The sequence below is a fragment of the Chryseobacterium oryzae genome (assembly GCF_022811665.1).
In the GTDB taxonomy this organism is placed as follows: domain Bacteria; phylum Bacteroidota; class Bacteroidia; order Flavobacteriales; family Weeksellaceae; genus Chryseobacterium; species Chryseobacterium oryzae.
Genome location: NZ_CP094529.1, coordinates 700,689 through 724,068 on the forward strand (window position 1 = coordinate 700,689; position 23,380 = coordinate 724,068).

Consider the following 23,380-nt stretch of genomic DNA (forward strand, 5'->3'; position numbering starts at 1 on the left):
GTTTATGAAGGGTTTCTTTAAAAATGTATTAGCAAATATAGTGGCTATTGTCATACTATGCTTCGTATTTTTCTTCTTTTTTATCATAATGATTGCTTTCGGATCTATGAGTAGCAGCGAATCTGTAAGCGTGAAGAAAAATTCTGTATTAACCATTAATCTTAAAACGGATATTATAGATAGTCCTACCGAAGAAAAACAGGATATCTTCAATATTAAAAATAAAAACATGAACGTTCTTATTTACGATGCAATAGAGGCTATTCATAAGGCAAAATCTGATGATAATATTAAAGGAATTAGTATTGAGGTAGATCATCTGAATGCAGGAATTACCCATATTGATGACTTACGTTCAGCCATAGAGGATTTTAAAAAGAGTGGGAAGTTTGTATATGCTTATGGGAACGGAGTTTCTCAGACGTCGTATTATTTGGGTTCCGTTGCCGATCAATATTATTTGAATCCTTCGGGAGGTATAGAGCTTAAAGGTCTTGCTACCGAAGTTACTTTCTTTAAAGATTTTGCTGAAAAATACGGAATCGGAATCGAAGTTATCCGTCATGGGAAATATAAAGCAGCGGTAGAGCCATTCTTGAGAAATGAAATTTCTCCCGAAAATAAAGAGCAGTTAAGCACTTTACTTAATGATATTTGGGCTAATACTTCATCGAAAATTGCGGCTTCAAGAAAAATGAGCTCGGAGGATTTTAAAACAGCAGTAGATAGTTTGTATGGTATGATCCCAGATTTAACCTTAAAATATAAACTGGCAGATAAGCTTATTCAGAAGACTGAATATGATGATATTATCAGAAAAAAACTTAACCTTTCAGAAAAAGATAAGCTCAATAAAATATCTTTACACAAATATGTGGATTCTTTTAAAGATAAAGATTCTGATAGTGAAAAAATTGCAGTTTTATATGCTTCAGGTTCTATAAACAATGGAGATGAGTATAACGAGATTTATTCCGAGAAATATGTTAAGTATATTAAAGAACTTCAGGATGATAAAAATATTAAAGCTGTTGTACTGAGAATTAATTCTCCAGGTGGAAGTGCCAATGCATCAGACGAAATATTATTTGAACTTCAGCAGCTGAAGAAAAAGAAACCTCTCATTGTTTCTTTTGGAGATTATGCGGCTTCCGGCGGTTATTATATAGCGATGGCAGCAGATAAAATTTATTCTGAACCTAATACTCTTACTGGTTCTATCGGTGTTTTCGGAATCCTTCCATACTTTAAAGATATTGCCAATAAAAACGGTATTCGCTCAGATATTGTTGCTACAAATGCCAATTCTGCATTTTATTCTTCACTTCACGGTCTTACTCCTTATGGTGTAAACATGATGACTAAAAGTGTGGAAGGTACATATAAAAGATTTGTATATTTTGTTACTCAAAACAGGAAAAAAACTTTTGAACAGATAGATAATGTCGGCGGAGGTAGAGTATGGAGCGGAACAAGTGCTAAGAATATTGGTCTGGTAGATGAATTGGGAACTTTGCAGGATGCTGTAAAATTTGCTGCTCAAAAAGCTAATTTAAAGTCTTATAGTGTAGATTCTTATCCAAAGGCATTGAATACTTTCGAAAAGTTTTTTGGAAATATGGATGAAGATGAAATTTCTGCAAGAGTGATTAAGAATAAAATAGGTAAAGTGAATTATGAAATTCTGGAACAGCTTACCGATGAAAAACTGAAATCTGAAGTAAAAATGGAAATGCCTTACAAAGTAAGTATTAAATAAAATAAAACCCGGTTTGAAATTTTCAAACCGGGTTTTTTATAAGTGATTGAAACTAATCTATTTCTTTGTCACCATTCTGTAAATTGCTAAAAGCAAAACAGAACCTCCAATTGCAATAAGGAAGCTAGAAAAATTAAATCCTGTTACATCCACTCCAAATATAAGAGATCCTAGCCATCCTCCAATCATTGCACCTAAAATACCAATGATGATGGTTACAAGCCATCCTCCCGGATCTTTACCTGGGTGTAAAGCTTTTGCAATTGCTCCTGCGATAAGTCCGAAAATTATCCATGTTAAAATTCCCATAGTTTAAAATTTAATGTTAATAAGTTGGTTTATTCTATTCTAAGAAGATTATCTCTTCTTGAAGAACGAATCTACAAACTCTGTACCATTAAAAAGTTGAAGGTCCTGCATTTTTTCTCCAACTCCAATATATTTTACAGGAACTTGAAACTGATCGGAAATTCCAATTACAACACCGCCTTTCGCTGTTCCGTCTAGTTTGGTAACGGCCAAAGCATTTACTTCGGTGGCTGCAGTAAATTGTTTCGCTTGTTCAAAGGCGTTTTGACCAGTTGAGCCATCCAAAACCAAAAGAATTTCGTGTGGAGCATCCGGAATTACTTTCTGCATTACTCTTTTAATCTTAGAAAGTTCATTCATTAAATTAATTTTGTTATGAAGTCTTCCTGCCGTATCAATAATAACAACATCAGCATTTTGTGCTACCGCACTTTGAACGGTGTCAAAAGCAACTGAAGCAGGATCCGAACCCATATCCTGTTTTACAATAGGAACGCCAACTCTTTCACTCCAAATTACAAGCTGATCTACAGCGGCGGCTCTGAAGGTATCTGCGGCTCCTAAAACTACTTTTTTACCTTCAGACTTAAACTGATGAGCCAGTTTTCCGATTGTGGTAGTTTTTCCAACACCATTTACGCCCACTACCATAATTACAAAAGGTTTTTTGGAGGTGTCTATATTGCCCGTTCCTTTATGAGGGTTTTCTAATAAAAGCCCGGAAATTTCTTCACGAAGAATTCTATCCAGTTCGTTTACGCCGACGTATTTGTCTTTTGCTACTCGTTCTTCAATTCTTTCTATGATTTTTATGGTTGTAGATGCACCTACATCGGAAGCAATGAGTATTTCTTCGAGGTCATCAAGAACTTCATCGTCTACTTTGCTTTTGCCGACAACGGCTTTAGTCATTTTTTCGAAGAAACCCTGATTAGATTTCTCCAAACCTTTATCTAATGTTTCTTTTTCTTCTTTTTTGAAAATGTTTTTAAACCAACTCATTGTATGAATTTCGGAATTTTAATTAATGTTGGAAGCTGGGCACAGGAAACCGGATATTTACAAAATAAAACATTATAATTGTAAACATCCAGCTTCCAACATCTTGCTTCCTGCTTAGAAAAGCAAAGATAACAAAAAAACTACCCAAAATATGAGTAGTTTTTTGTATTGTAAATAAAGTAAGAGATTATTTTTTCAAATAAGCATCTACTTCGTCTGCATTCATTACTTTTTCTTCGAAAACGTAAGCATCAGATTTTGATGACTTCACCATTTTCACCACTTTAGTCATTTTTTTAGACTGTCCGCTTTGTAGGGTTGCTACTACTTTCTTTGCCATGGTAAATTATATTTTATAAATTACTTGATTTCTTTGTGTACAGTTACTTTCTTAAGAACAGGATTGTATTTTTTCAATTCCAATCTTTCTGTAGTGTTCTTTTTATTTTTTGTAGAAATGTATCTAGACATTCCTGGCATTCCGCTTTCTTTATGCTCTGTGCATTCAAGAATTACTTGAACTCTGTTTCCTTTTTTTGCCATGATTTAGTTTTTTTTAATCAATCCGTTTCTTGTAGCTCTTTCGACAGCTTCCTCGATTCCAATCTTGTTAATTACTCTCAATCCGTGAGCAGAAACTCTTAGTGTTACGTGCTTATCTTGCTCTGGAAGGTAAAATTTCTTCTCTAATAAGTTAATTTCAAAACGACGCTTCGTTTTGTTATTAGCGTGAGAAACGTTGTTACCAACCATTGCACGCTTTCCTGTTATCTGGCAAATTCTTGACATATCTCGATGTTCTTATTTGTATAATATTTGAGGTTGCAAAATAACGAAGAAAATTTTAGATAGACAAGTTTTGTATATAATTTTTTGCAATAAATATTTAATTTTTACGCTCATTTGCCAAAATATTTTTCTGTGAAGCCTTTATTGTTGGTGTTTAGAGCATTTATATATACATTTCTCTTCCAAAAATTATTTTAGTTTTTCTTTTTCTGAGTTTTAGCCTGAAACCATTTAATTAAAAAATAGAACAAGAGAAAACCAAAAGAAAACATAGAAATTCTCGAGAGAAAATCTCCCGATCTTACATAAAATGTTTCGCCATCGTAAAGATTTATTTTAGCAAACAAAGCAGTTTTATCTCCATAAAATGTATCTTCCAAAATTTCTCCTTTCGCATTAATGTGCGCAGAAATTCCGCTGTTTGCCGCTCTTGCAATTTCTCTTCGGGTTTCTATAGCTCTTAGTTTTGCGTAAGAAAGAAGCTGCTTGTGTCCTTCCGTAACTCCCCACCAAGAGTCATTCGTCATAATTGCGAGGAAATTAGCCCCTTTTTTTACATATTCAGTGGTGAATTCTCCATAAATACTTTCATAGCAGATAATGGGAGCTAATTTTCCTTTGTTAAAAGGGTTTGAAAAAGCAGTCCGCTCTTTATCTGTACCCAACGAGGCTACAGTACCACCTAAATTAAGCATTGCATCGCCTAAAAGAGGTTTCAAAACGTTCATATAAGGGAAAATTTCTACTCCGGGAACAAGTTTTCCTTTATGATAAACTGCTACTTTGTGATTCGGAATGATTTGCACTGCAGAATTATAGCTTTCCACCCACATCCTGTCATTGATGGCATAAGCGTCTTTTGGCAAATTATTTTTGTCTAAAAAATAACGGTGCGAAGAAATTCCTGTTGCGAAAACCGAACCGGGGTGTTTTGTGAGAAAGCTTTTCACATTATTTAAAAGCTCACTTTTTTCAAAGGCAGTTTCAGAAATAGATCCGCGTCCGGGAATGGCTGTTTCGGGAGCAATATAATAATCAATTTTTCCTTTTGAGTTGTTTTCTGCCAAAGCTAGAAGCTCTTTTAGGATTGTAATGCTGTCTTTGGAGTATTTTTCACCATAAGGATTAAGATCCGGCTGCAGCATGAGTACATTAACTTCTCCTATGGGTTTCTCATTAAACTGATTGTATTTTACCAAAGAAATAATCATTGGAAAACCTATAAGAAGAACGATAATTAAACTGTTGATAATTAAACTTTTTCTTTTTCTTCCGGCTTCCCAAATTCTTACCGTATAAAAAATAAAAACATTAATCAGTAATATCCAAAAGCTTCCTCCTGTTGCTCCTAAAGTATCGTACCATTGTATGATTTTAGGATAATCTGAGAAAACATTACCCAAATTCAACCAAGGCCAAGTTAGCTCCCAGTTAAGATGGAATTTTTCAAAACTCATCCATATTGCCACAAAAAAAGCCAAACCCCAATACGTTCCCTGAGCATTTTTATACCAATGATAACACTGGAAAACCAAAGAGTACAAAAGTGAGTTTATTAAAACTGGAAATAAAACTGCTAGTAAAGAATGACTTCCGTCCGGATTTTTGGATCCATATAACCAACCTGTGGTTACGATATTCCAAATAATGAAACATAAATAAGAAAGTCCGAAAACCATCCAGCTTTTTCTTTTATATTGTGAAAATTTAGAAATTCCGTGTTCCATCATCAAAAGAGGAACTAAGGCGAAAAATATAAAAAAAGGAACTCCGTAAGTTGGCCAGGAAACCGAAAGCAACATCGCAGAAATCAGCGTAAGCAATAAGTATTTCATCTAAAGATTTTAATACACAAATTTACTACTTTTGAAATGAATATTTTTGCAGTTGATGTTAAAGAAAATTTATAAACTATTAATCATTCCGTACACCCTTTTTCTCTTGTATCTAATGTTTTTAGGAATGGGGAGAAGTCAGTATAGCGATAATGTAATAAGAGTACAGCCTATCTTTGCAACATTGGGTTTTATAAAAAATACAATTCGTTGGTGGGATAGTATGAGAATCGTGCTTGGGAACATCATCATGTTCATGCCTTTTGGGTTTTTAGGTTGGATTTTTCCTAAATTGAATAATCTGAAAAGCAATATTTTCACCTTCATTTCGGCAATAACCATCGTAGAGGCTTTGCAATATTTTACAAGACTGGGAATTTTTGAAGTTGATGATATTATCCTTAATACATTTGGCGTTTTTCTCGGATTTTTATTAAAACAAGTAGCCGAAAAAAGATTCTTGAATTGGGTTTCTTAAAGAAGTGAAAAAAAACTCTTTTAGAGGATTCAGCCATTCAGTTCCTTGGCTCTTTTTTCAGCATTTAAAATTCCGTTCTGTAAAATTTCCTTTAATTGATTTTCATTAAAAGTCTTCAAGGCAGCTTCTGTGGTTCCTCCTTTAGAAGCAACATCTTGGATGAGTTCTTCAAGATTTTTCTCAGAATTATTAATCAGATGATAAGCTCCCAACATCGTCTGTTTTACGAAAAGTTTGGAGAGATTTTCGTCTATTCCCATCTGGATACCCGCTTTTATCATAGCATCAACTATATAATAAAAGTAGGCAGGTCCGCTTCCTGAAAGAGCCGTAACACCATCCAAAAGCTCTTCGTTTTCGAGATAAACTGATCTTCCTGTGCTGTTTAGAAGTCTTTCGATATTCATTAATTGATTAAAAGAAATTCCTTCTGCAGAAGTATATCCCGTAATTCCCATTCCCAACAGAGTAGGAGAGTTGGGCATAGCACGAACTACTAAAGAATGATTTAATGATTTTTGTATTTTCTCAATTTTAATTCCTGCCATGATGGAGAGAATCATCTGGTTTTCATTGAATGAAAAGTGTATGTTTTCGGCGGTTTTCTGAAAATCCTGTGGTTTTACAGCGATAATGATTAAATCGGCATCAATTGTATTTAAGTTTTCAAATAAAGAGATTTTCGATTTTGGAAATTCTTCAGAAATTTTCTGGATTTTAGATTGATTTCGGGTAATGAGATGAAGATTCTCAGGCTTTATCAATTCGTATTTCAAAAATGATTTCGAAAAAGATAGCCCCATGTTTCCGGCTCCGATTATGGCAATTTTCATATAGATGTGTTGTTTTAAAAAAAATTCCACCAACTTGAGTTGAATTTCAATCAGTTTCGCGATTTTTTATTGAATATTAGTAATCAGATTGAAATATGCTGAAATCATACTTTTTGCGAATGTAATACTTTTTATGAATAAAACGATATTCTTTACCTATAGTTGTAGGTTGTGTAATTCTAAATAATTGCATGTATAAAAATAAATATTAATTTTATGCTAAATTTATGAAAAAGAAAATTTTAATTGGTGCTTTAGGTTTAGCATCAGTGTTCGAAATACCTTCATTTTCTTGCTAAATTTCAGAGATGAGGGTTGTAGATTTAATAATCAATTTATTTATAGGAAAAGGGTTTTTGCTCTTTTCCTTGTTTTTGTTTTTTACAATAACTAAAAGTCAAATATTTCAAAGATTTTCAGATCAAAAAAAAATTGAAGATTTAACTATTATTCGAGATCAGCAAAAAATCAATCTGAATAAAAATAATTTAAAAAATTTTATTTTTAAGGATGGTGATAGAGTTTTATATGAAGATAAACTTACAGAGTTTACCATAGATAATGATACTCTTATATTTTTTGATAAAGTAAAAGAAATAGAAAGCGTTGCTTTAAAAAATATTAACTTCAACAATAAAGTTGAAAGAGATTTATCTATTACTAAGTTAAAAAATAACCTTTTTTGTCTACAAACAAATTATGAAACCGGCGTGTTGGTTAAAGTTGATACGGATAATAAAAAAGTATATATTAAATCGATAACCTTATATCCAAAAATCATTGCTAATCTTAAAGATGATGAAATAATATTAGAAATATCATTATTGCCAGTTATTAATAATTTTCCCGATAGTAATAACCCTATTCTGACTTTTACAGAAAATTATTCAAATATAAAGAAGAATAAATGGACAATTCTATTGCCAAGAATTATTAAGTATCCTGAAAATGGATTTGTACTTTCATTCAACCTAAAGTACAGTAAAAATAATGTTAATGCTCTTTATTTTCAATCTTCACCAGATACCTTTACCTTTCAGTATAATCCTAAATATTATGGAGGCTGGAAAATGACAGAACCAATAGGTTTTATGTACAAATTAAAAATTCTTCAGTAAAGAATCGCTATTAGGTTTAAGCGTATTTTTAAATGACTAATTCTTGTTTTAAAGAATATTCACTTCTCTTTCCAGTTCAATCCCGAATTTCTCCTTCACAGAATCAATAATCATAGTAGAAAAATCGAAAATTTCTTTTCCGGTTGCATTTCCGGTTGCATTTACAATGACCAGTGCCTGTAATTGGTGTGAAGCGACGTTGCCAATTTGCTTTCCTTTCCAGCCACATTGCTCGATAAGCCATCCTGCGGGAACTTTTACAGAATCACCGTTTGGATATCCCTGAATGTTTTCAAATTGCTGTTGTAATTTTTCAAATTGTTGCAATGGGATGGTTGGATTTTTGAAAAAACTTCCAGCATTCCCCATTTTTTTAGGATCGGGTAATTTACTCTGGCGAATATTAATAACTGCCTTAGAAACATCCTGAATGGTAGGATTTTCAATTCCCAAATTATTTAATTCGGTCTTTATGGCTCCGTATTCTGTTTTAATAAGATGGTTTTGAGTTGTTAATTTAAAACTCACTTCCAAAATAACATATTTATCTTTTCCTTCTTGCTTAAAAATAGAATCTCTGTACCCGAAACTGCATTTTGCGAGATCAAAAACTTCTATTTCGAAAGTTTTTCGGTTTAAAACCTTGCATTCGGTAAAAACATCTTTAATTTCGGTTCCATAAGCACCAATATTCTGCATTGGAGAAGTTCCTACATTTCCCGGAATTAGGGATAGGTTTTCTAATCCGCCGTAGTTTTTATTCAAACAATATAACACGAATTCGTGCCAGTTTTCTCCGGATTTTGCGGTTACAGAAATTTCATTCTCATTCAAAATCTTTTCCGAAATTCCTTTTAAATTGAGTTGGATTGCTACACCTTCAAAGTCTTTTGTCAATAAAATATTGCTTCCACCACCAAGAAAAAGAACCGGAAGGTTTTGCGATTGAGCATATTGGAGAGCGGCAGTTAATTCATCTACAGAATTGGCTTCAACAAAATATTCTGCATTGGCATCTACTCCGAAAGTATTGTAAGGTTTCAGTGAGAAATTTTTCTGCATTATTTCTGAGATTTTTTTACGGTTGAAGGTTGTTTTTTGGAAATAATATTATTCAGTCTGTTCTTGAGGGTTTCAATCTGATTATAGTGGATGTCCTTATAAGAATTAACGAAAATGTGAGATTTTTTGCTGGTTTTTATAATGAGAGTTTCGTCTATTCCGTCAAGATGCTGAATGCTTGGAGAACTGCGGATGCTGTCTAAGTTTTTTATTTTAATAGATGAAGATAATAATTGCCAGTCATCTTTGCTTAGGGAATTTTTCCAATTGTTGTTTTTGCTTGGTTTTGATGTTCCACTATCAAAAAAAATAGAGTCTTTTTTAATTTTGATAATTTCATAGAAGCCGTTTTCTCCACCAATATGAGAAAGAGTCATTACTTCTATTTTTTCTTCGTCTGTGTTTTGCGTATCGCCTTTTTTATAATCACAGGAAAGAAAAATCAGCAGTAAAAATGTTAGAAAAAAACTTTTTGAACGGATTATTTTTACTGCTGACATTATTATTTATTTTTTAGATGTTAAAATCTAATTTATATTTTTCCAGTGCATTTCTAAGGATTTCTACACTTTTTCTTAAATCTTCTTCTTTAAGAACATACGCAATTCTTACCTGTTTTTTGCCCAGTTCAGGATCGCTGTAAAATCCACCAGCAGGAGCTACCATAATGGTTTCGTTGTTAAGAGTATATTTCTCCAAAAGCCATTGTGCAAATTTCTCTGTATCATCTACAGGAAGTTCGGCAACACAATAAAATGCACCTTTAGGTTTCGGGCAAATTACTCCGGGGATAGAATTTAATAAATCTACCAAAACATTTCTTCTGTGGGTGTATTCTTCTCTTACAGATCGGATGTATGCGCCATCGTTTTGATGGGCAGCTGTAGCGGCAATCTGCCCCAAAAGAACAGGGCTTAATCTTGCCTGAGCAAAAAGCATAGCTGCATCACGAATTTTCTTAGAACGGGTAATCATGCATCCGATTCTTACTCCGCACATAGAGTATCTTTTTGATTCTGAATCTATTATAATGCAGTTTTCGCTTAGTTCAGGAAATGCAAGCATAGAAATCTGCTGTTTTCCATCATACACATATTCTCTGTAAACTTCATCTGAAATAATGACGATATCGTATTTCAAAGCGATTTCTGCTAATTTCTGAAGCTCTTCTCGGGTGTAAAGATAGCCGGTTGGGTTTCCGGGGTTGCAAATAACGATAGCTCTGGTTCTTGGCGTAATTTTTTTCTCAAATTCTTCAATCGGAGGTAAAGCAAATCCGGTATCAATAGAAGATGGAATGGCTACTACATTTACATTGAATGTACTGGTAAATCCATTATAATTGGCATAATAAGGTTCTGGAATGATAACTTCATCACCATCATCACATAATGTAGAGATAGCAAAATTAAGTGCTTCGGATCCTCCGTTTGTAACAATAAAATTATCGGGTGTAAGATCTGCAAAACCTAAAGAATGGTAATATTCTGTAAGAGCCTTTCTGTACTCTATATTCCCCTCAGAAAGAGCATATTCTAAAACTTTTAAATCAATATTTTTAAGAGCGTTTAGCGCAGTTTCTGGTGTTTCAATGTCTGGCTGACCGATGTTGAGGTGATACACTTTGGTGCCTCTCTGTTTTGCTTGTAAAGCAAAAGGAACGAGTTTTCTTACCGGTGAAGCCGGCATATTCTGTGCTCTGTTTGATATGTTTGGCATTTTGTAATAATTTAAAATTACAAAGCCACCTCACAATTTTGTGAAGTGGCTTTTTGCAGAGAGGAAGGGATTCGAACCCTCGATACAGTTACCCGTATACTACCTTTCCAGGGTAGCTCCTTCAACCACTCGGACACCTCTCTTTGTTAGAAGACTGCAAAAATAGGTTATTTTTTCGAATAAAACAAAGCAAATGGGAGTCTCTGTTCAAAAATTATTCAATAAATAGTTTTTTACTTTTTACTTATTAAAATCAAATTAATCTTGTATTCTCAGTTTCCTGAATATTGAAATATTTGAAATTTTAGATTGAAATTAGATTTTGAAAATAAAGTCCTTAATTATCTGTTAATTGCTTATTTCTCCACAAATATTTTTAGAGAAATTTTCTGCAAAAGTTCCTTTGTAATTAGGATTGTCCATAAGGTGCATCGCTTTGGTAATTGCAGATTCTGCGGTAATATCTGTTCCGCTAATGGCACCGATTTTTGAAAAAATATTACTGTTTTCATACTTTCCGAAAGAAATTCCTCCTGAAATACACTGGCTTACTACCACGATTTCGGTTCCGTTATTTCTTATTTGCTGTAAAGTTTCCAATGTTTTTTCGCTGCTGAAAATCGTTCCTGAACCGAAAACCTGTAAAATCAATACTTTCATTTGGGAGATTTCTTTAAAGTGATTGAGTTTCATACCGGGGAAAATTCTCCAAAATAGGACATCTTCCGAAAGGTGTTCGTCAATATAAAAACTTTCTTTATTTGTATTTCTTAAAAGATTGTCTTTATTAATGTTTAGATGCACTCCGGATTGCCCGAGAATAGGATAGTTCGGACTAGAATATGCATCGAAATACTCTGCAGAATACTTTAAAGTGCGGTTTCCTCGGAGTAATTTGTATTCAAAATAAATGGCTACTTCCTGAATGACCGCTTCATTATTTTCGTAGAGACTGGCGTAGTACAAGCTTGTTAAAAGATTTTCTTTTGCATCGGTTCTTAAATCTCCGATGGGTAATTGAGAGCCTGTAAGAATTACCGGTTTTGTAAGGCCTTTCAGCATAAAACTAAGTGCAGAAGCCGTATAAGACATTGTATCTGTACCGTGAAGGATTAAAAATCCGTCATATTCTTTATAATTTTCGAAAATAAGACGGGCAATCATTCGCCATTCTTCTGGTCCCATATCAGACGAGTCTAAGGGTTTTGCAAAAGGATGTACAAATACTTCACATTCCATAAGCCTCATTTCCGGCATTTTTTCAAAAATATTTCCAAAATCAAAAGCACGGAGGCTTCCTGTTTCGTAATCTTTTTCCATACCAATGGTTCCGCCGGTATAAATCAACAAGACTTTTCTTTTCATGTAAACTTTTCTTAGAATTTCAAAATTACGTTAATTTGCAAAGATTTGAAAGAAGATGAAAGATTTAGAGAAAACTTACGAGTATTTACAACAATTTTTAACGGAAGAAAGATTAAGAAAAATTGAACATTTCGCCCCGGAAAGTTCAGATTTTATACTTCCTGTTATTGAAGATATTTACCAGTTCAGAAATGCAGCGGCAATCGTGCGTTCTGTGGAAGCATGTGGTTTTCATAAAGTGGTTGCTTTGCAGGAAGAGTATAGTTTTGAGCCCAATTTAAGAGTGACCAAAGGTGCAGATACGTGGGTGGATGTAGAAAAAATGCCGAGAAATTTAGAGTCTTTTCAAAAAATAAAAGACAGAGGATATAAAATGGTAGCAGTTTCTTTAGAAAATAATGCCAAATTTTTACCGGAATACGAAATTACAGAACCCATTGCTTTGGTTTTCGGTACCGAAATGCAAGGCGTTTCTGAAGAAATTTTAGATTTTGCAGATGAAACACTGGCAATTCCTATGTATGGTTTCACCAGAAGTTTTAATGTTTCTGTGGCAGCCTCAATCTGTATGTACGAACTGAAACAGAAGTTGATAAAATCTAATATAGATTATAAACTAAATGAAGAAAAACTCTTGCGAATGAAAATCCGTTGGGCAGTAAATTCTATGCGAAGCGGAGAACAGATTTTTGAAAAATATTTAAGAGATCATCATCTTAATTTTGCTTAGAACATCTTGTTGTAGTTCCATGCTGCTACAAATACTCCCGCAGTTTCGGTTCTTAATCTTTGGTTTCCTAAAGAAACGGCTTTAATTCCTTTTTCTGCTAAAAATTGAATTTCTTTATCCGAAAAATCGCCTTCCGGACCAATGAGAAAAGTATAGTTTTCTAATTGTGGAATTTCATTCAAGTTAATTCTCTCTAAATTTTCGTTGCAATGAGCGACAAAAGTAGTTTCAGAGTTTGTGGTTTTTAGAAAATCCTGAATTTTGGTTAAATCATTAATAACAGGAAAATGAAATCTTAAGCTTTGCTTTGATGCTGCAATTGCCTGCTTTCTGATTTTATCTATGTTGATGTTTTTTCTCTCCGTTTTTTCGGTATGAAGAATCGTTATTTCAGAAATACCCATTTCTACGGCTTTTTCTACAAAAAATTCAATTCTGTCTATATTTTTGGTTGGAGCAATGGCAATGTGAAGCTTTGGAGTGAAATTTGGAGTTTCATTTTTAATTTCAGAAACTGTAATTCCAGCTTTTTTTCCTTCAATGAGTAATGTTCCGGAAGCAAGATTTCCTTTTCCGTCGGTTACATGAATTTCTTCGCCATCTTTCATGCGCAGAACTTTTATAATATGCTGCTGCTCTTCATTGTTGATGATTGCTTTTCCGTTATGTATTTCTCCAAAAAAAAGTTTCATAGAAAAAAATGATTGTTTTTAAAATATAATTTCGTTTTCGCTTATAAAAGCTACACCCGTTTTTAATGTTGTATAAACATCACCTTCGCAATCTCTGTAAGAACACATGTAGATTTCTTCAACCCAAAGATTATTCATGAAGATTAAATTCAAATATTCCTTTTTTCTTAAATTATTTTTGATGGATAAGTAATCTCCCTCTTTTGGTTCAAAATCAAAATTGAAAACATTTTCAGCATTAATTTTCTCGATAATTTCTTCCTTTATATTTTGAATAAAACCTGTTTCCGAACTCATCATTTGAAAATCATCTTCATCAAATTCTGTTGAAGTATCATTTTTTCCTGTTATTGTTTCTAAAACCCAATAATATTTGGAGTTTTTTTTAGACTGTTTTCCGAGTATTTTTTCTTCTAAAAGAATCTTCATTACAAATCGTATTTGGAGATGGCACTGGTTTTTAAATCTGTAAATTCACCTCTTTCGAATTTCAGTTTTGCCACCATGGCGATCATTGCAGCATTGTCTGTGGTGTATTCAAATTTTGGGATATAAATATTCCAGCCTAATCTTTTTTCGTTGTTTTGCATTACCTTTCTTAGTTCAGAATTGGCAGAAACACCTCCTGCAATGGCAACTTCGTTAATATGTAAGTCTTTTGCTGCTTTTTCCAGTTTGTTCATTAAAATTTCAATAATGCATTTCTGAACCGAAGCACACAAATCATTCATATTCTCCTTAATAAAGTCTGGGTTTTTCTTTAATTCTTTCTGAATGAAATAAAGAACCGATGTTTTAATTCCGCTGAAAGAATAATCGTAATTCTCTAATTTAGGCTTATTAAATTTAAACGCATCCGGATTGCCTTCTTTTGCTAAACGGTCTATGATAGGACCAGCGGGATAATCTAAGTTAAATATTTTTCCAATTTTGTCGAATGCTTCTCCGGCAGCATCATCGGTTGTTTTACCAATAATTTCCATATCGAAATAATCTTTCACAAGCACAATCATCGTATGACCGCCACTTACCGTTAGGCATAAAAAAGGAAATTTTGGAGGCACAGGATTTGCATCGTCGATGAAGTGTGCCAAAATATGAGCCTGAAGATGATTTACTTCTATTAAAGGTACATTAAGGCTCATGGCGAGTGATTTTGCAAAAGATGTTCCCACAAGTAAAGATCCCAAAAGTCCGGGACCTCTTGTGAAGCCTATGGCTGAAATTGCATTTTGTTGTATATTTGCTTGGAGTATAGATTTTTCAACAACAGGAATAATATTCTGCTGATGTGCACGAGAAGCAAGCTCGGGAACCACGCCACCATATTCTTTGTGGATTTCCTGGTTGGCTGCGATATTAGAAAGAATAGAATTCCCCTGGATAATAGCTGCTGAAGTGTCATCGCAAGATGATTCGATACCTAAAATTATAGAGTCGCTCATAATAATGGCAAAGTTAGAGAATAATAACGAAAATGAGAATAAAAAATCGGTAGCCGAAAACCTGGGAAATCAGGTTCAGAAAACTGTGGATAACGTTCAGGAAACAGTAAAAGAGGCTGCGGAACTTGCTTCGGATGCAATAAACCATCCCATAGATACAGCTCAGGAATTTGGTAAACAGGCTGCTAAAGATGTCGTAAGTTATTCTTGGTGGGCAAAATTGTTACTTATTCTTTTCTGGACTCTTTTATCTATTATTATTCTTGTTTTTATTGCCATTAATTTACCGGTTACCAAAAGATGGGCTGCAGATCAGGCTTTGCAGTTGGTTAATAGAGATTTTAAAGCAGATATGTCCACCGAAAGTGTCGAGGTTAATTTTTTCGGTGATGTTACCATTAAAGGTTTAAAAATTAAAGACTATAAAGGTCTGGATTTTATTAAAGCAAAAGAATTTATCGCCAATTCCGACTGGTTTTCTTTGGCATCCAATATAGGAAAGCATAATTCTTTAAGCTTCAACGGAGTTACCCTTAAAGATGCAGATGTAAGAGTAATTACCTATAAAGGAGACAGTATTTCAAATTTTATAAGATTTACAAAACTTTTCGATAGTGGTAAAAAGCGTGATCCTAAAAAACCTCCTTTTCAGCTTAACTCCAGACTGGAAATTCTTAATTCTAAAATTTCGATTGTCAATGAGAATTCTCCTGGTGAAGCAGGTAAATGGTTAACTGCAGAGAATGTTAGTTTAATTGCCCCAAAAGTTAAGGTGAATGGTGCAGACATTAACGCAACCATAGATAATTTTACATTTGTTACTAAAAGATGGGGTAAATCTCACTTTGTAGAAACATTTTCTACCGATTTTTCGATGACAGAAGATTTTTTAGCTTTAAAAGATCTTACGCTAAATACCGATCATTCTCTTCTTCAGGGAGGTATTAAATTTAATCTACATAATGGTTCTTGGGCAGACTTTACCAATAAAGTAAATTGGGACATGAATATGAAGTTGGGAAGCCAGATAAGCGGCTATGATATTAGTTATTTTGTGACGAACTGGGATAATTTTATTCCGTTTAATGCAAGCGGAAAAATGACTGGTCCCTTAAATAACTTCACTTTAGAAAACTTCCTGATTAGAAACCCTAATGTAAATATTGCTACTAAAAAGCTACAAGCAAAAGACTTGCTGAAAGGTAATTTTTTAATTGAAACCAATAATCTTTCTACAGATTTTACGTACAAAGATCTTAAAGCGATGATGCCGGCTTTTATTTCTTCAAAAATGAAAAATTTTGCAGACGATTTCGGTAAACTAAAATATAACGGAGCTGCAAAAGTTACTCCAAAACAGGTGTATGTTTCTTCTGGTAATTTAATGACTGGAATTGGTCGGGCGAAGATTTCTAATTTTTCTCTGTCAGATTACAGCTCTACAATGCCCAAATATAAAGGATATGCAGAAGTTAATGATCTTAATACTTCTGTTATCACTAAAAGTAAAGCGGTCGGGCTTATTTCTGGTAAATTCAATTTAGACGGGCAAAGTTTTGATGTCAATACGATGCGTCTGAGTACAAAATCTCAGATTTCTAGCATTGAAATCATGAATAAGGAAATTAATAATGTGGTTTTGGATGGTCTTTTGGATCATAAAAAATACAACGGGCTTATCACCGTAAATGATGAAGAGGCAAAAGCTACGGTTAAAGGTTTAATTGATTTCAGCACCAAAAGAATTTCTGCGAATGTAGATGCCAATGTCACCTATCTTAATATGAATTATTTCAGTGGTAAATCTGGTAGGCAGATCGTAAGCGGAAACGTCAATGGAAAGATGGCAATGTCCGGAATTAATGATCTTACTCTGGATGTGGAAGCTTCGGATGTGAATCTTGCAACAGCAGATCAAAAATATCATATTCAGAAAGCTAATCTTAAAACATTTTTAGAAAATGGTAGCCGTTCAATCGTTGTGAATGCTCCTGGAGCGGTAAACGGGAAAATATCCGGTAAATATAACCTCGGAGATTTGGCGGGAATGGTAGAAAATGGTTTAGGGAAAATTTTAGTAGGTCCAGAACCAAGAAAATTATATCGCGGACAATCTTTTAACATGGATTTTGATGTGGAACAGGGAGTTGTAGCCTATTTTTTACCAGATCTTAAATTGCCACAAGGAGCTAAAGTTGTAGGTGAGTATGATGGAAATTCTAATCATCTCATTCTTAATTTAGACGCTGCTTCTTTGAAGTATATTATGACCAAGAAAGAAGAAATTTCTGAAGCAGACCGACTTTTGGCAGAGGCAAATCCCGATTATAAAACAGACGATCGTATTCGTGTCACTCGCGACAGTGCAATGGTAGACAGTATGATGGTGAGAATTAATACTGCCAATGCAGATCAACAGCTTTATGCAAAGATTAACAGACTTGAGTATAATAAAAATATTCTAAAAGATCTTGTACTTACCGGGAAGAATGAGAATAATTCTTTGCTTAGAATTGCTACTAATTTTAAATATGGATCTCCTCAGGATGAAATAGAAGAGGATATGCAATCTTATGCAATCAATTTTAATCAGTCAACCAATGCTGCCGGAGATTATGTTTTCAGATTCGAACCTACTGAAATCACTCTTAACAATACAAAATGGGCGGTAGATACAAGTCCAGATTTAGACCAATACATTAGTTATCGCAAGAACACAGGAGATTTTGAAATTAAAAACCTTAAAATATTTTCAGATAACAGTTCTCTGCTCATTAATGAATCTACTTTCAAGTCGGCAAAAGATTTCTATTTGGATGCTGAAGTACAGAATTTTGCTATCGAAAAGATTTTTGATATGCAATCTGGTGGTAACCCAATGGATATAAAAGGGATTGCTAATGGAAATGTGAAAATAAAAATGGATAAAAGCACATTGCAGCCATTGGTAGATCTTACCGTAGATAATATCATGATGAACGGGAACGATATGGGTGATGTTACCATTTCTGCAGTAAACGGGTTTTCTCTAAATGTATATGATGTAGACGTAAAAGTAGCTTCAGCAGGAATTATTGGAGGAAATAATCTACATTTAACCGGAACGGTAAATAATAATACACCTTCTCCAACGATTGATCTGAATACGGAACTGAGAGATTTTGACCTCTCTTTTACACAGCAGTTTGTACAGAATATTTTTGGAAATTTAAGAGGAAAAGCTACTGGAGATCTTAAAATTAACGGAACTTTTAAAAACCTGGATTATAGTGGGGATATTGCATTGAAAGATTTTGGATTAAAGCTTTTGTTTACAGGAGTAGATTATTCTTTTGATGATACGGTTATTCCTCTTTCCAAAGGTTTGGCAGTTTTGAATAACATTGGTGTAAAAGACGGACGATCCAATTCTCAGGGAACTATTTCCGGAGCGATTCAGTTTGAAACGCTTTCGTCAATGGGAGTCAACTTAGTAATGAGGGCAGATAATCTTCTGATGCTTAATACGGCACAAAAAGATTATGATTTGTTTTGGGGAAGGGTTTATGGACAAGGAGATTTATATGTGGACGGACCGGTTTCTGCACTAAACCTGTCTACTCCAAATATGAAAGCACTGAATGGAAGTACATTTACTTTCAATTCCAGTTCCACATCTAATGTTGATGAGTTTAAAATGCTCAGATTCTTAAAAGAAGGTAAGGATGGTACTGTGACGTTAGAAGAAAAGAAAAAATCGGGTTCTAATATGGATATTGATTTTAATGTTGATGTAGATAAAGGAACCACCGTTAACGTTCTCGTAGGAGATGATGCAGGAAATATCAGTGTGAAAGGTGCTGCCCAAAATCTAAAATTTCAGATGAGCAGACAGGGAAATATAGCCATGAACGGATCTTATATGGTAGAAAGTGGAACTTTTGTTTCTAAAGTGATTCTCAATAGAACTTTTCAGATTCAGAAAAATAGTAGTATTAGATGGGATGGTGATGCAATGAAACCGGCTTTGGATATTACTGCAAATTATACAAAAACAGTTTCCAATGCCGGTCAGTATCTTAATATGGGACAATTACCACCTATTAATGTTCTACTTCAAATGAAGATTACAAATACTTTAAAAGATCCAATATTGACACCTAATGTTGTCGCACTAGATGTTTCCAGTCAGGTGAAAGAAACATTAGCTGCAAAAATCAATCAGACTGAAGGCGAAAATGTATTGCAGTTCAGTTCTATACTTTTATTGAATTCATTTAATGTTACCAATACAGGAAGTTTCAATATTGATGCGGTTGGAGTTGCAGAATCCTCTGGATATAATATGATATTGAAACAGCTTGGTTCTGTACTGAACACCCTGAGTAATGAGTTTCAAATTGACTTGAATTACGTACGCGGAGATCAGTTATCTAATTTTGGCGATAGAGCCAACGCTGGTGTAAGTTTCAACTTTTCTCCTAGAGTTACTGTTAAGACAGGTTTAGGAATACCTTTAACAAGAACTGAAACTGCCAATAACAACTATCTCTCCGGAGAAGGTTCTATAGAATACGATATTTCTAAGAAAAACGATGGTACACTGGTGGTAAGAGGTTATTCTAAGCCTACCAATATCGGTATGGGAGCGGGTACTGTAGGTACCAATGGGTCTGCAAATCAAGCTTATGGAGGTGGTATTGTTTGGAGTAAAAGCTTTAATTCTTTCTTCAAAAAGAAGAAAAAAGACAAAAAGTCAGACGGTGACAGTTCTATCATAAAAACAGATTCTGTAAAATACAAGCTCAAATAGTTAGAATTTTTTAATGATTTTTATCATCCGTGTTAATTATTGTTAATATTTAAGATAATTTTTTTAGTTTAATTATTTTTTTTAATTTTGTAAAAAATTTAAAGATTTTTTAGGAAAAATATAATTTCACTAATATGAACTATCAACTGGACGAAATAGACAAGAAAATTCTTGATTTTCTGGTAGAAAATACAAGAATGCCTTTTACAGAAATTGCTAAGCAGATGGATGTTTCTGCGGGTACAATCCACGTAAGGGTAAAGAAAATGGAAGATGCAGGTATTATTTTAGGATCATCTCTTAACCTTGATTATGGTAAATTAGATTACCATTTCACGGCTTTTATAGGAATTCTTTTAACAAAATCAAACCGTACACAAGAGGTTTTGAAAGAATTATCAACCATTCCGAATGTTATTGAAGCAAGCGTTATTTCAGGAAAATATAATATTTTCTGTAAGGTAAGAGCGAAAAATACAAATGATGCAAAAAGAATTATCTATCAAATAGACGATATTCAGGATGTTATGAGAACTGAAAGTATGATTTCGATGGAAGAATTCCTGAGCGACAAAAACAGATTGATCAACGCGATCTCTATTTAATCAATTTTAACGATATAAATACCGAAGAACTTATGAAATCATTCATAAGTTCTTTATTTTTGCATTATGGAAAAAGAATATAAAGAATACAACTATTTTGATGAAAATCCTAAGAAAGGATGGGGATTTATTCTTACATTGGCATCACTCGTGTTATTCACTTTTATGGGGATAGGTATTGATTTTGACGAGTATCTTCAGCACGAAATCCTCAATATTCCCAAAGGATATTTTTACATTATTTTCTCGGTAAATATTTTGATGCTTGTAGCGATTGTACTCATGTATTTTTATAGGAAAGAAGGGTTGGTGATATTTCCCATCATGCTTTTAACACATTTTTTTATGCAAAATTATTATCTTTCAACATTCTTATATTCAGATGTTATGAATCTTTTTATTTTTACAGGATTCGGAATGTTGGCGATTATTCCCAAATGGAAATTTTTCAGATGGTAATTATAAGTGTTTAAAAAAGACATTTATTGCGATTGAAACAAGTTGATAAAATTTTAACTTAATATATTGATTTAAATTATGAATACTCCCTCAAATATGATAGCGTTGGGAACAAAAGCTCCTTTTTTTGAGCTTCCAAACCCCTCCAAAAGTAACGAATTACAATCTCTTGACGATTTGAAAGGAGAAAAAGGCACTTTGGTAATCTTTATGTGCAATCATTGTCCGTTTGTTCTTCATGTAATTGATAAATTGACTGAACTATACGAGGACTACAACGAAAGCGGAATAGAATTTATTGCCATAAACGCGAATAATGTAGAAAAGTATCCTGCAGATTCTCCGGAAAAAATGATTGAATTTCAAATTGAAAGAAAATTCGATTTTCCTTACTTATATGATGAAAGCCAGGCGATTGCCAAAGCGTATGATGCGGCATGTACACCAGATTTCTTTTTCTTTGATGAGAAATTGGATCTTATATATCGTGGACAAATGGACGATTCCAGACCGGGTAACCATAAAGAAGTAACGGGAGAAGATTTAATCATTGCTTTTGAAAATCTTTTAATTGGTGAGCCACAGGAAGAAATTCAAAGACCAAGTATGGGTTGCAATATTAAATGGAAATAACTTTAATGTAATGGGTAAATCGTAAAGATATCACTACATTTTCACAATAAAAAAGGCTGTTCAAAATTATTTGAACAGCCTTTTTTTATACATTTATTAAATGATTATGCATTCTGAAATTCACTGATAAAATGCAGTTTTACATTTGGGAACTTCTCCTGCGTCATATGAATAGTAAAAGAAGAATCTGCCAAAAATACTAGCTGATTATATTTATCTCTTGCCAAAAATCTTTGTTTTAATCTTGCAAACTCCTTAAATTCTTCAGATTTCTCATCGGCTTCAACCCAACATGCTTTATGCATAGAAAGCGGCTCATAAGTGCATTTTGCTCCATATTCGTGCTCTAAACGGTATTGTATAACTTCATACTGAAGTGCACCAACAGTTCCTATAATCTTTCGGTTATTCATTTCAAGCGTAAATAACTGTGCAACACCTTCATCCATTAGTTGGTCGATTCCTTTTGCCAATTGCTTAGCTTTTAAAGGATCGTTGTTATTGATGTATCTGAAATGTTCCGGAGAGAAGCTCGGAATCCCTTTAAAGCTCAGTTTTTCTCCACCGGTAAGTGTATCACCAATTCGGAAACTTCCCGTATCATGAAGACCTACAATATCTCCCGGAAAACTTTCATCCACTACTTCTTTTTTATCTGCAAAAAATGCATTGGGTGAAGAAAATTTCATCTTTTTGCCTTCTCTTACAAGAAGATAGTTTTCGTTTCTCTTAAATGTTCCTGAAACAATTTTAACGAAAGCTAATCTATCTCTATGTTTAGGATCCATATTGGCGTGAATTTTAAATACAAATCCTGTAAATTGATTTTCTTCTGGTTTTACCAAACGGGTATCGCTTTCTTTAGCTTGTGGCATTGGAGCAATATCTATAAAGGCATCCAGCAATTCCCGAACTCCAAAGTTATTTAAGGCAGAGCCGAAGAAAACAGGCTGCAAATCTCCTTTCATATAATCTTCACGGTTAAATTCAGGATAAACAGACTGTACAAGATCGAGCTCTTCTCTTAGTGTAGATGCAGCTTTCTCACCGATGGCTTCATCTATAGACTGGTCATTAATATCATCAAATTTAATAGAGTCTCCAACTTTTTGTTTTTTCTCTTCCAGAAATAACTGAATATTGTTTTCCCAAATATTATAAATCCCCTGAAAGTCGCTTCCCATACCGATTGGTAAAGAAAGCGGACAAACCGTTAATCCTAATTTCTGTTCAACTTCATCCAGTAGATCAAAAGCATCTTTTCCTTCGCGGTCTAGTTTATTGATAAAAACCAGCATAGGAATGTTTCTCATTCTGCAAACCTGTACGAGTTTTTCTGTCTGCTCTTCAACCCCTTTTGCAACATCAATCACAACAATTACTGAGTCTACCGCTGTTAAAGTTCTGTAAGTATCTTCTGCAAAATCTTTGTGTCCCGGTGTATCGAGAATATTTATTTTGTGGTTTCTGTATTCAAATGCCAAAACCGAAGTTGCAACGGAGATTCCTCTTTGTCTTTCAATTTCCATGAAATCGGAAGTTGCCCCTTTTTTTATTTTGTTAGATTTTACTGCACCTGCTTCCTGAATTGCTCCCCCGAAAAGTAGTAATTTTTCGGTAAGAGTGGTCTTTCCGGCATCCGGGTGAGAGATAATCCCAAAAGTTTTTCTTTTTTCTATTTCTTTGATTAAGTCTGACATATTCTGTTTTGAATTTGCAAAAATCGTGAATTTTAATGGATTGTGAAAATCAAAT

The 23,380-nt window shown here is 33.7% G+C and carries 23 protein-coding genes and 1 tRNA gene; 8 read left to right on the top strand and 16 right to left on the bottom strand.

The window, feature by feature from the left end; translation table 11 throughout:
• The first annotated feature begins 4 nt into the window (after positions 1-4).
• A complete protein-coding gene (gene sppA / locus MTP08_RS03235) occupies positions 5-1,759 on the top strand; it encodes a signal peptide peptidase SppA (protein WP_243577030.1) in 1,755 nt (584 codons plus the stop codon).
• A gap of 57 nt (positions 1,760-1,816) precedes the next feature.
• On the opposite strand, the gene MTP08_RS03240 is transcribed toward sppA, so the two are convergent.
• From MTP08_RS03240 to lnt, 6 genes are all read right to left on the bottom strand, one after another.
• Complete coding sequence (locus MTP08_RS03240) at positions 1,817-2,068, bottom strand: GlsB/YeaQ/YmgE family stress response membrane protein (protein WP_209388887.1); 252 nt, start codon at positions 2,066-2,068, stop codon at positions 1,817-1,819.
• A 48-nt stretch (positions 2,069-2,116) separates the two neighbouring features.
• The gene (ftsY, locus tag MTP08_RS03245; protein ID WP_243577031.1) at positions 2,117-3,070 is read right to left on the bottom strand and encodes a signal recognition particle-docking protein FtsY; all 954 of its coding nucleotides are present in this window, start codon (positions 3,068-3,070) and stop codon (positions 2,117-2,119) included.
• Positions 3,071-3,257: 187 nt separating this feature from the next.
• Positions 3,258-3,410 (bottom strand): DUF4295 family protein, encoded by a 153-nt coding sequence (locus tag MTP08_RS03250; RefSeq protein WP_066755245.1) that lies wholly within the window; start codon positions 3,408-3,410, stop codon positions 3,258-3,260.
• A gap of 20 nt (positions 3,411-3,430) precedes the next feature.
• Entirely contained in the window at positions 3,431-3,613 is a 183-nt protein-coding gene (gene rpmG / locus MTP08_RS03255; RefSeq protein WP_027379950.1) for a 50S ribosomal protein L33, read from the bottom strand.
• Positions 3,614-3,616: 3 nt separating this feature from the next.
• On the bottom strand, positions 3,617-3,859 hold the full coding sequence (rpmB, locus tag MTP08_RS03260; protein ID WP_243577032.1) for a 50S ribosomal protein L28: 243 nt from the start codon (positions 3,857-3,859) through the stop codon (positions 3,617-3,619).
• Positions 3,860-4,053: 194 nt separating this feature from the next.
• On the bottom strand, positions 4,054-5,694 hold the full coding sequence (gene lnt, locus MTP08_RS03265) for an apolipoprotein N-acyltransferase (RefSeq protein ID WP_243577033.1): 1,641 nt from the start codon (positions 5,692-5,694) through the stop codon (positions 4,054-4,056).
• A 55-nt stretch (positions 5,695-5,749) separates the two neighbouring features.
• Between lnt and MTP08_RS03270 the strand changes: the two genes are divergently transcribed.
• Positions 5,750-6,172: a VanZ family protein gene (locus tag MTP08_RS03270; protein WP_243577034.1), complete on the top strand. Its 423-nt coding sequence runs from the start codon at positions 5,750-5,752 to the stop codon at positions 6,170-6,172.
• A 29-nt stretch (positions 6,173-6,201) separates the two neighbouring features.
• On the opposite strand, the gene proC is transcribed toward MTP08_RS03270, so the two are convergent.
• Positions 6,202-7,005: a pyrroline-5-carboxylate reductase gene (proC, locus tag MTP08_RS03275; RefSeq protein WP_243577035.1), complete on the bottom strand. Its 804-nt coding sequence runs from the start codon at positions 7,003-7,005 to the stop codon at positions 6,202-6,204.
• Positions 7,006-7,313: 308 nt separating this feature from the next.
• Between proC and MTP08_RS03280 the strand changes: the two genes are divergently transcribed.
• The gene (locus tag MTP08_RS03280; RefSeq protein WP_243577036.1) at positions 7,314-8,123 is read left to right on the top strand and encodes a hypothetical protein; all 810 of its coding nucleotides are present in this window, start codon (positions 7,314-7,316) and stop codon (positions 8,121-8,123) included.
• Between the two features lie 48 nt (positions 8,124-8,171).
• Here the strand turns inward: MTP08_RS03280 and murB are convergent, their stop codons facing one another.
• The 5 genes from murB to MTP08_RS03305 form a co-directional block, all read right to left on the bottom strand.
• Positions 8,172-9,185 carry a UDP-N-acetylmuramate dehydrogenase gene (murB, locus tag MTP08_RS03285; protein ID WP_243577037.1) on the bottom strand — a complete coding sequence of 338 codons (1,014 nt, stop codon included), beginning with the start codon at positions 9,183-9,185 and terminating at the stop codon, positions 8,172-8,174.
• A complete protein-coding gene (locus MTP08_RS03290; RefSeq protein WP_243577038.1) occupies positions 9,185-9,685 on the bottom strand; it encodes a hypothetical protein in 501 nt (166 codons plus the stop codon). The genes murB and MTP08_RS03290 overlap by 1 nt, the downstream gene beginning before the upstream one ends.
• Before the next feature lie 13 nt (positions 9,686-9,698).
• Positions 9,699-10,904: a pyridoxal phosphate-dependent aminotransferase gene (locus tag MTP08_RS03295; RefSeq protein ID WP_209390433.1), complete on the bottom strand. Its 1,206-nt coding sequence runs from the start codon at positions 10,902-10,904 to the stop codon at positions 9,699-9,701.
• Between the two features lie 56 nt (positions 10,905-10,960).
• A tRNA-Ser gene (locus tag MTP08_RS03300) sits at positions 10,961-11,047 on the bottom strand.
• A gap of 205 nt (positions 11,048-11,252) precedes the next feature.
• Complete coding sequence (locus MTP08_RS03305) at positions 11,253-12,269, bottom strand: asparaginase (RefSeq protein ID WP_243577039.1); 1,017 nt, start codon at positions 12,267-12,269, stop codon at positions 11,253-11,255.
• Between the two features lie 55 nt (positions 12,270-12,324).
• Between MTP08_RS03305 and MTP08_RS03310 the strand changes: the two genes are divergently transcribed.
• The gene (locus MTP08_RS03310; RefSeq protein WP_243577040.1) at positions 12,325-12,999 is read left to right on the top strand and encodes a TrmH family RNA methyltransferase; all 675 of its coding nucleotides are present in this window, start codon (positions 12,325-12,327) and stop codon (positions 12,997-12,999) included.
• Here MTP08_RS03310 and MTP08_RS03315 read toward each other — a convergent pair.
• From MTP08_RS03315 to tsaD, 3 genes are read right to left on the bottom strand one after another with little or no spacing between them, the layout of a single operon-like run.
• Complete coding sequence (locus tag MTP08_RS03315; protein ID WP_243577041.1) at positions 12,996-13,691, bottom strand: RsmE family RNA methyltransferase; 696 nt, start codon at positions 13,689-13,691, stop codon at positions 12,996-12,998. The two genes, MTP08_RS03310 and MTP08_RS03315, sit on opposite strands and share 4 nt — an antisense overlap.
• A gap of 18 nt (positions 13,692-13,709) precedes the next feature.
• Positions 13,710-14,120, bottom strand: a complete 411-nt coding sequence (locus tag MTP08_RS03320) for a hypothetical protein (RefSeq protein ID WP_243577042.1) — start codon at positions 14,118-14,120, stop codon at positions 13,710-13,712.
• Complete coding sequence (gene tsaD, locus MTP08_RS03325) at positions 14,120-15,136, bottom strand: tRNA (adenosine(37)-N6)-threonylcarbamoyltransferase complex transferase subunit TsaD (protein WP_209390428.1); 1,017 nt, start codon at positions 15,134-15,136, stop codon at positions 14,120-14,122. Before tsaD ends, MTP08_RS03320 begins: the two co-directional genes overlap by 1 nt.
• 4 nt (positions 15,137-15,140) lie before the next feature.
• Here tsaD and MTP08_RS03330 point away from each other — a divergent pair, with 4 nt between their 5' ends.
• The 4 genes from MTP08_RS03330 to MTP08_RS03345 all read left to right on the top strand — a co-directional run bounded on the left by MTP08_RS03330 (position 15,141) and on the right by MTP08_RS03345 (position 21,625).
• Positions 15,141-19,928: a translocation/assembly module TamB domain-containing protein gene (locus tag MTP08_RS03330; RefSeq protein WP_243577043.1), complete on the top strand. Its 4,788-nt coding sequence runs from the start codon at positions 15,141-15,143 to the stop codon at positions 19,926-19,928.
• Between the two features lie 134 nt (positions 19,929-20,062).
• Positions 20,063-20,533, top strand: coding sequence for an Lrp/AsnC family transcriptional regulator (locus MTP08_RS03335; RefSeq protein ID WP_209390426.1), 471 nt, complete (start codon positions 20,063-20,065; stop codon positions 20,531-20,533).
• A 66-nt stretch (positions 20,534-20,599) separates the two neighbouring features.
• A complete protein-coding gene (locus MTP08_RS03340) occupies positions 20,600-20,992 on the top strand; it encodes a hypothetical protein (protein ID WP_209390425.1) in 393 nt (130 codons plus the stop codon).
• A 75-nt stretch (positions 20,993-21,067) separates the two neighbouring features.
• The gene (locus tag MTP08_RS03345; RefSeq protein WP_243577719.1) at positions 21,068-21,625 is read left to right on the top strand and encodes a thioredoxin family protein; all 558 of its coding nucleotides are present in this window, start codon (positions 21,068-21,070) and stop codon (positions 21,623-21,625) included.
• Positions 21,626-21,729: 104 nt separating this feature from the next.
• On the opposite strand, the gene MTP08_RS03350 is transcribed toward MTP08_RS03345, so the two are convergent.
• Positions 21,730-23,325 (bottom strand): peptide chain release factor 3, encoded by a 1,596-nt coding sequence (locus MTP08_RS03350; protein ID WP_243577044.1) that lies wholly within the window; start codon positions 23,323-23,325, stop codon positions 21,730-21,732.
• Positions 23,326-23,380 lie beyond the last annotated feature (55 nt).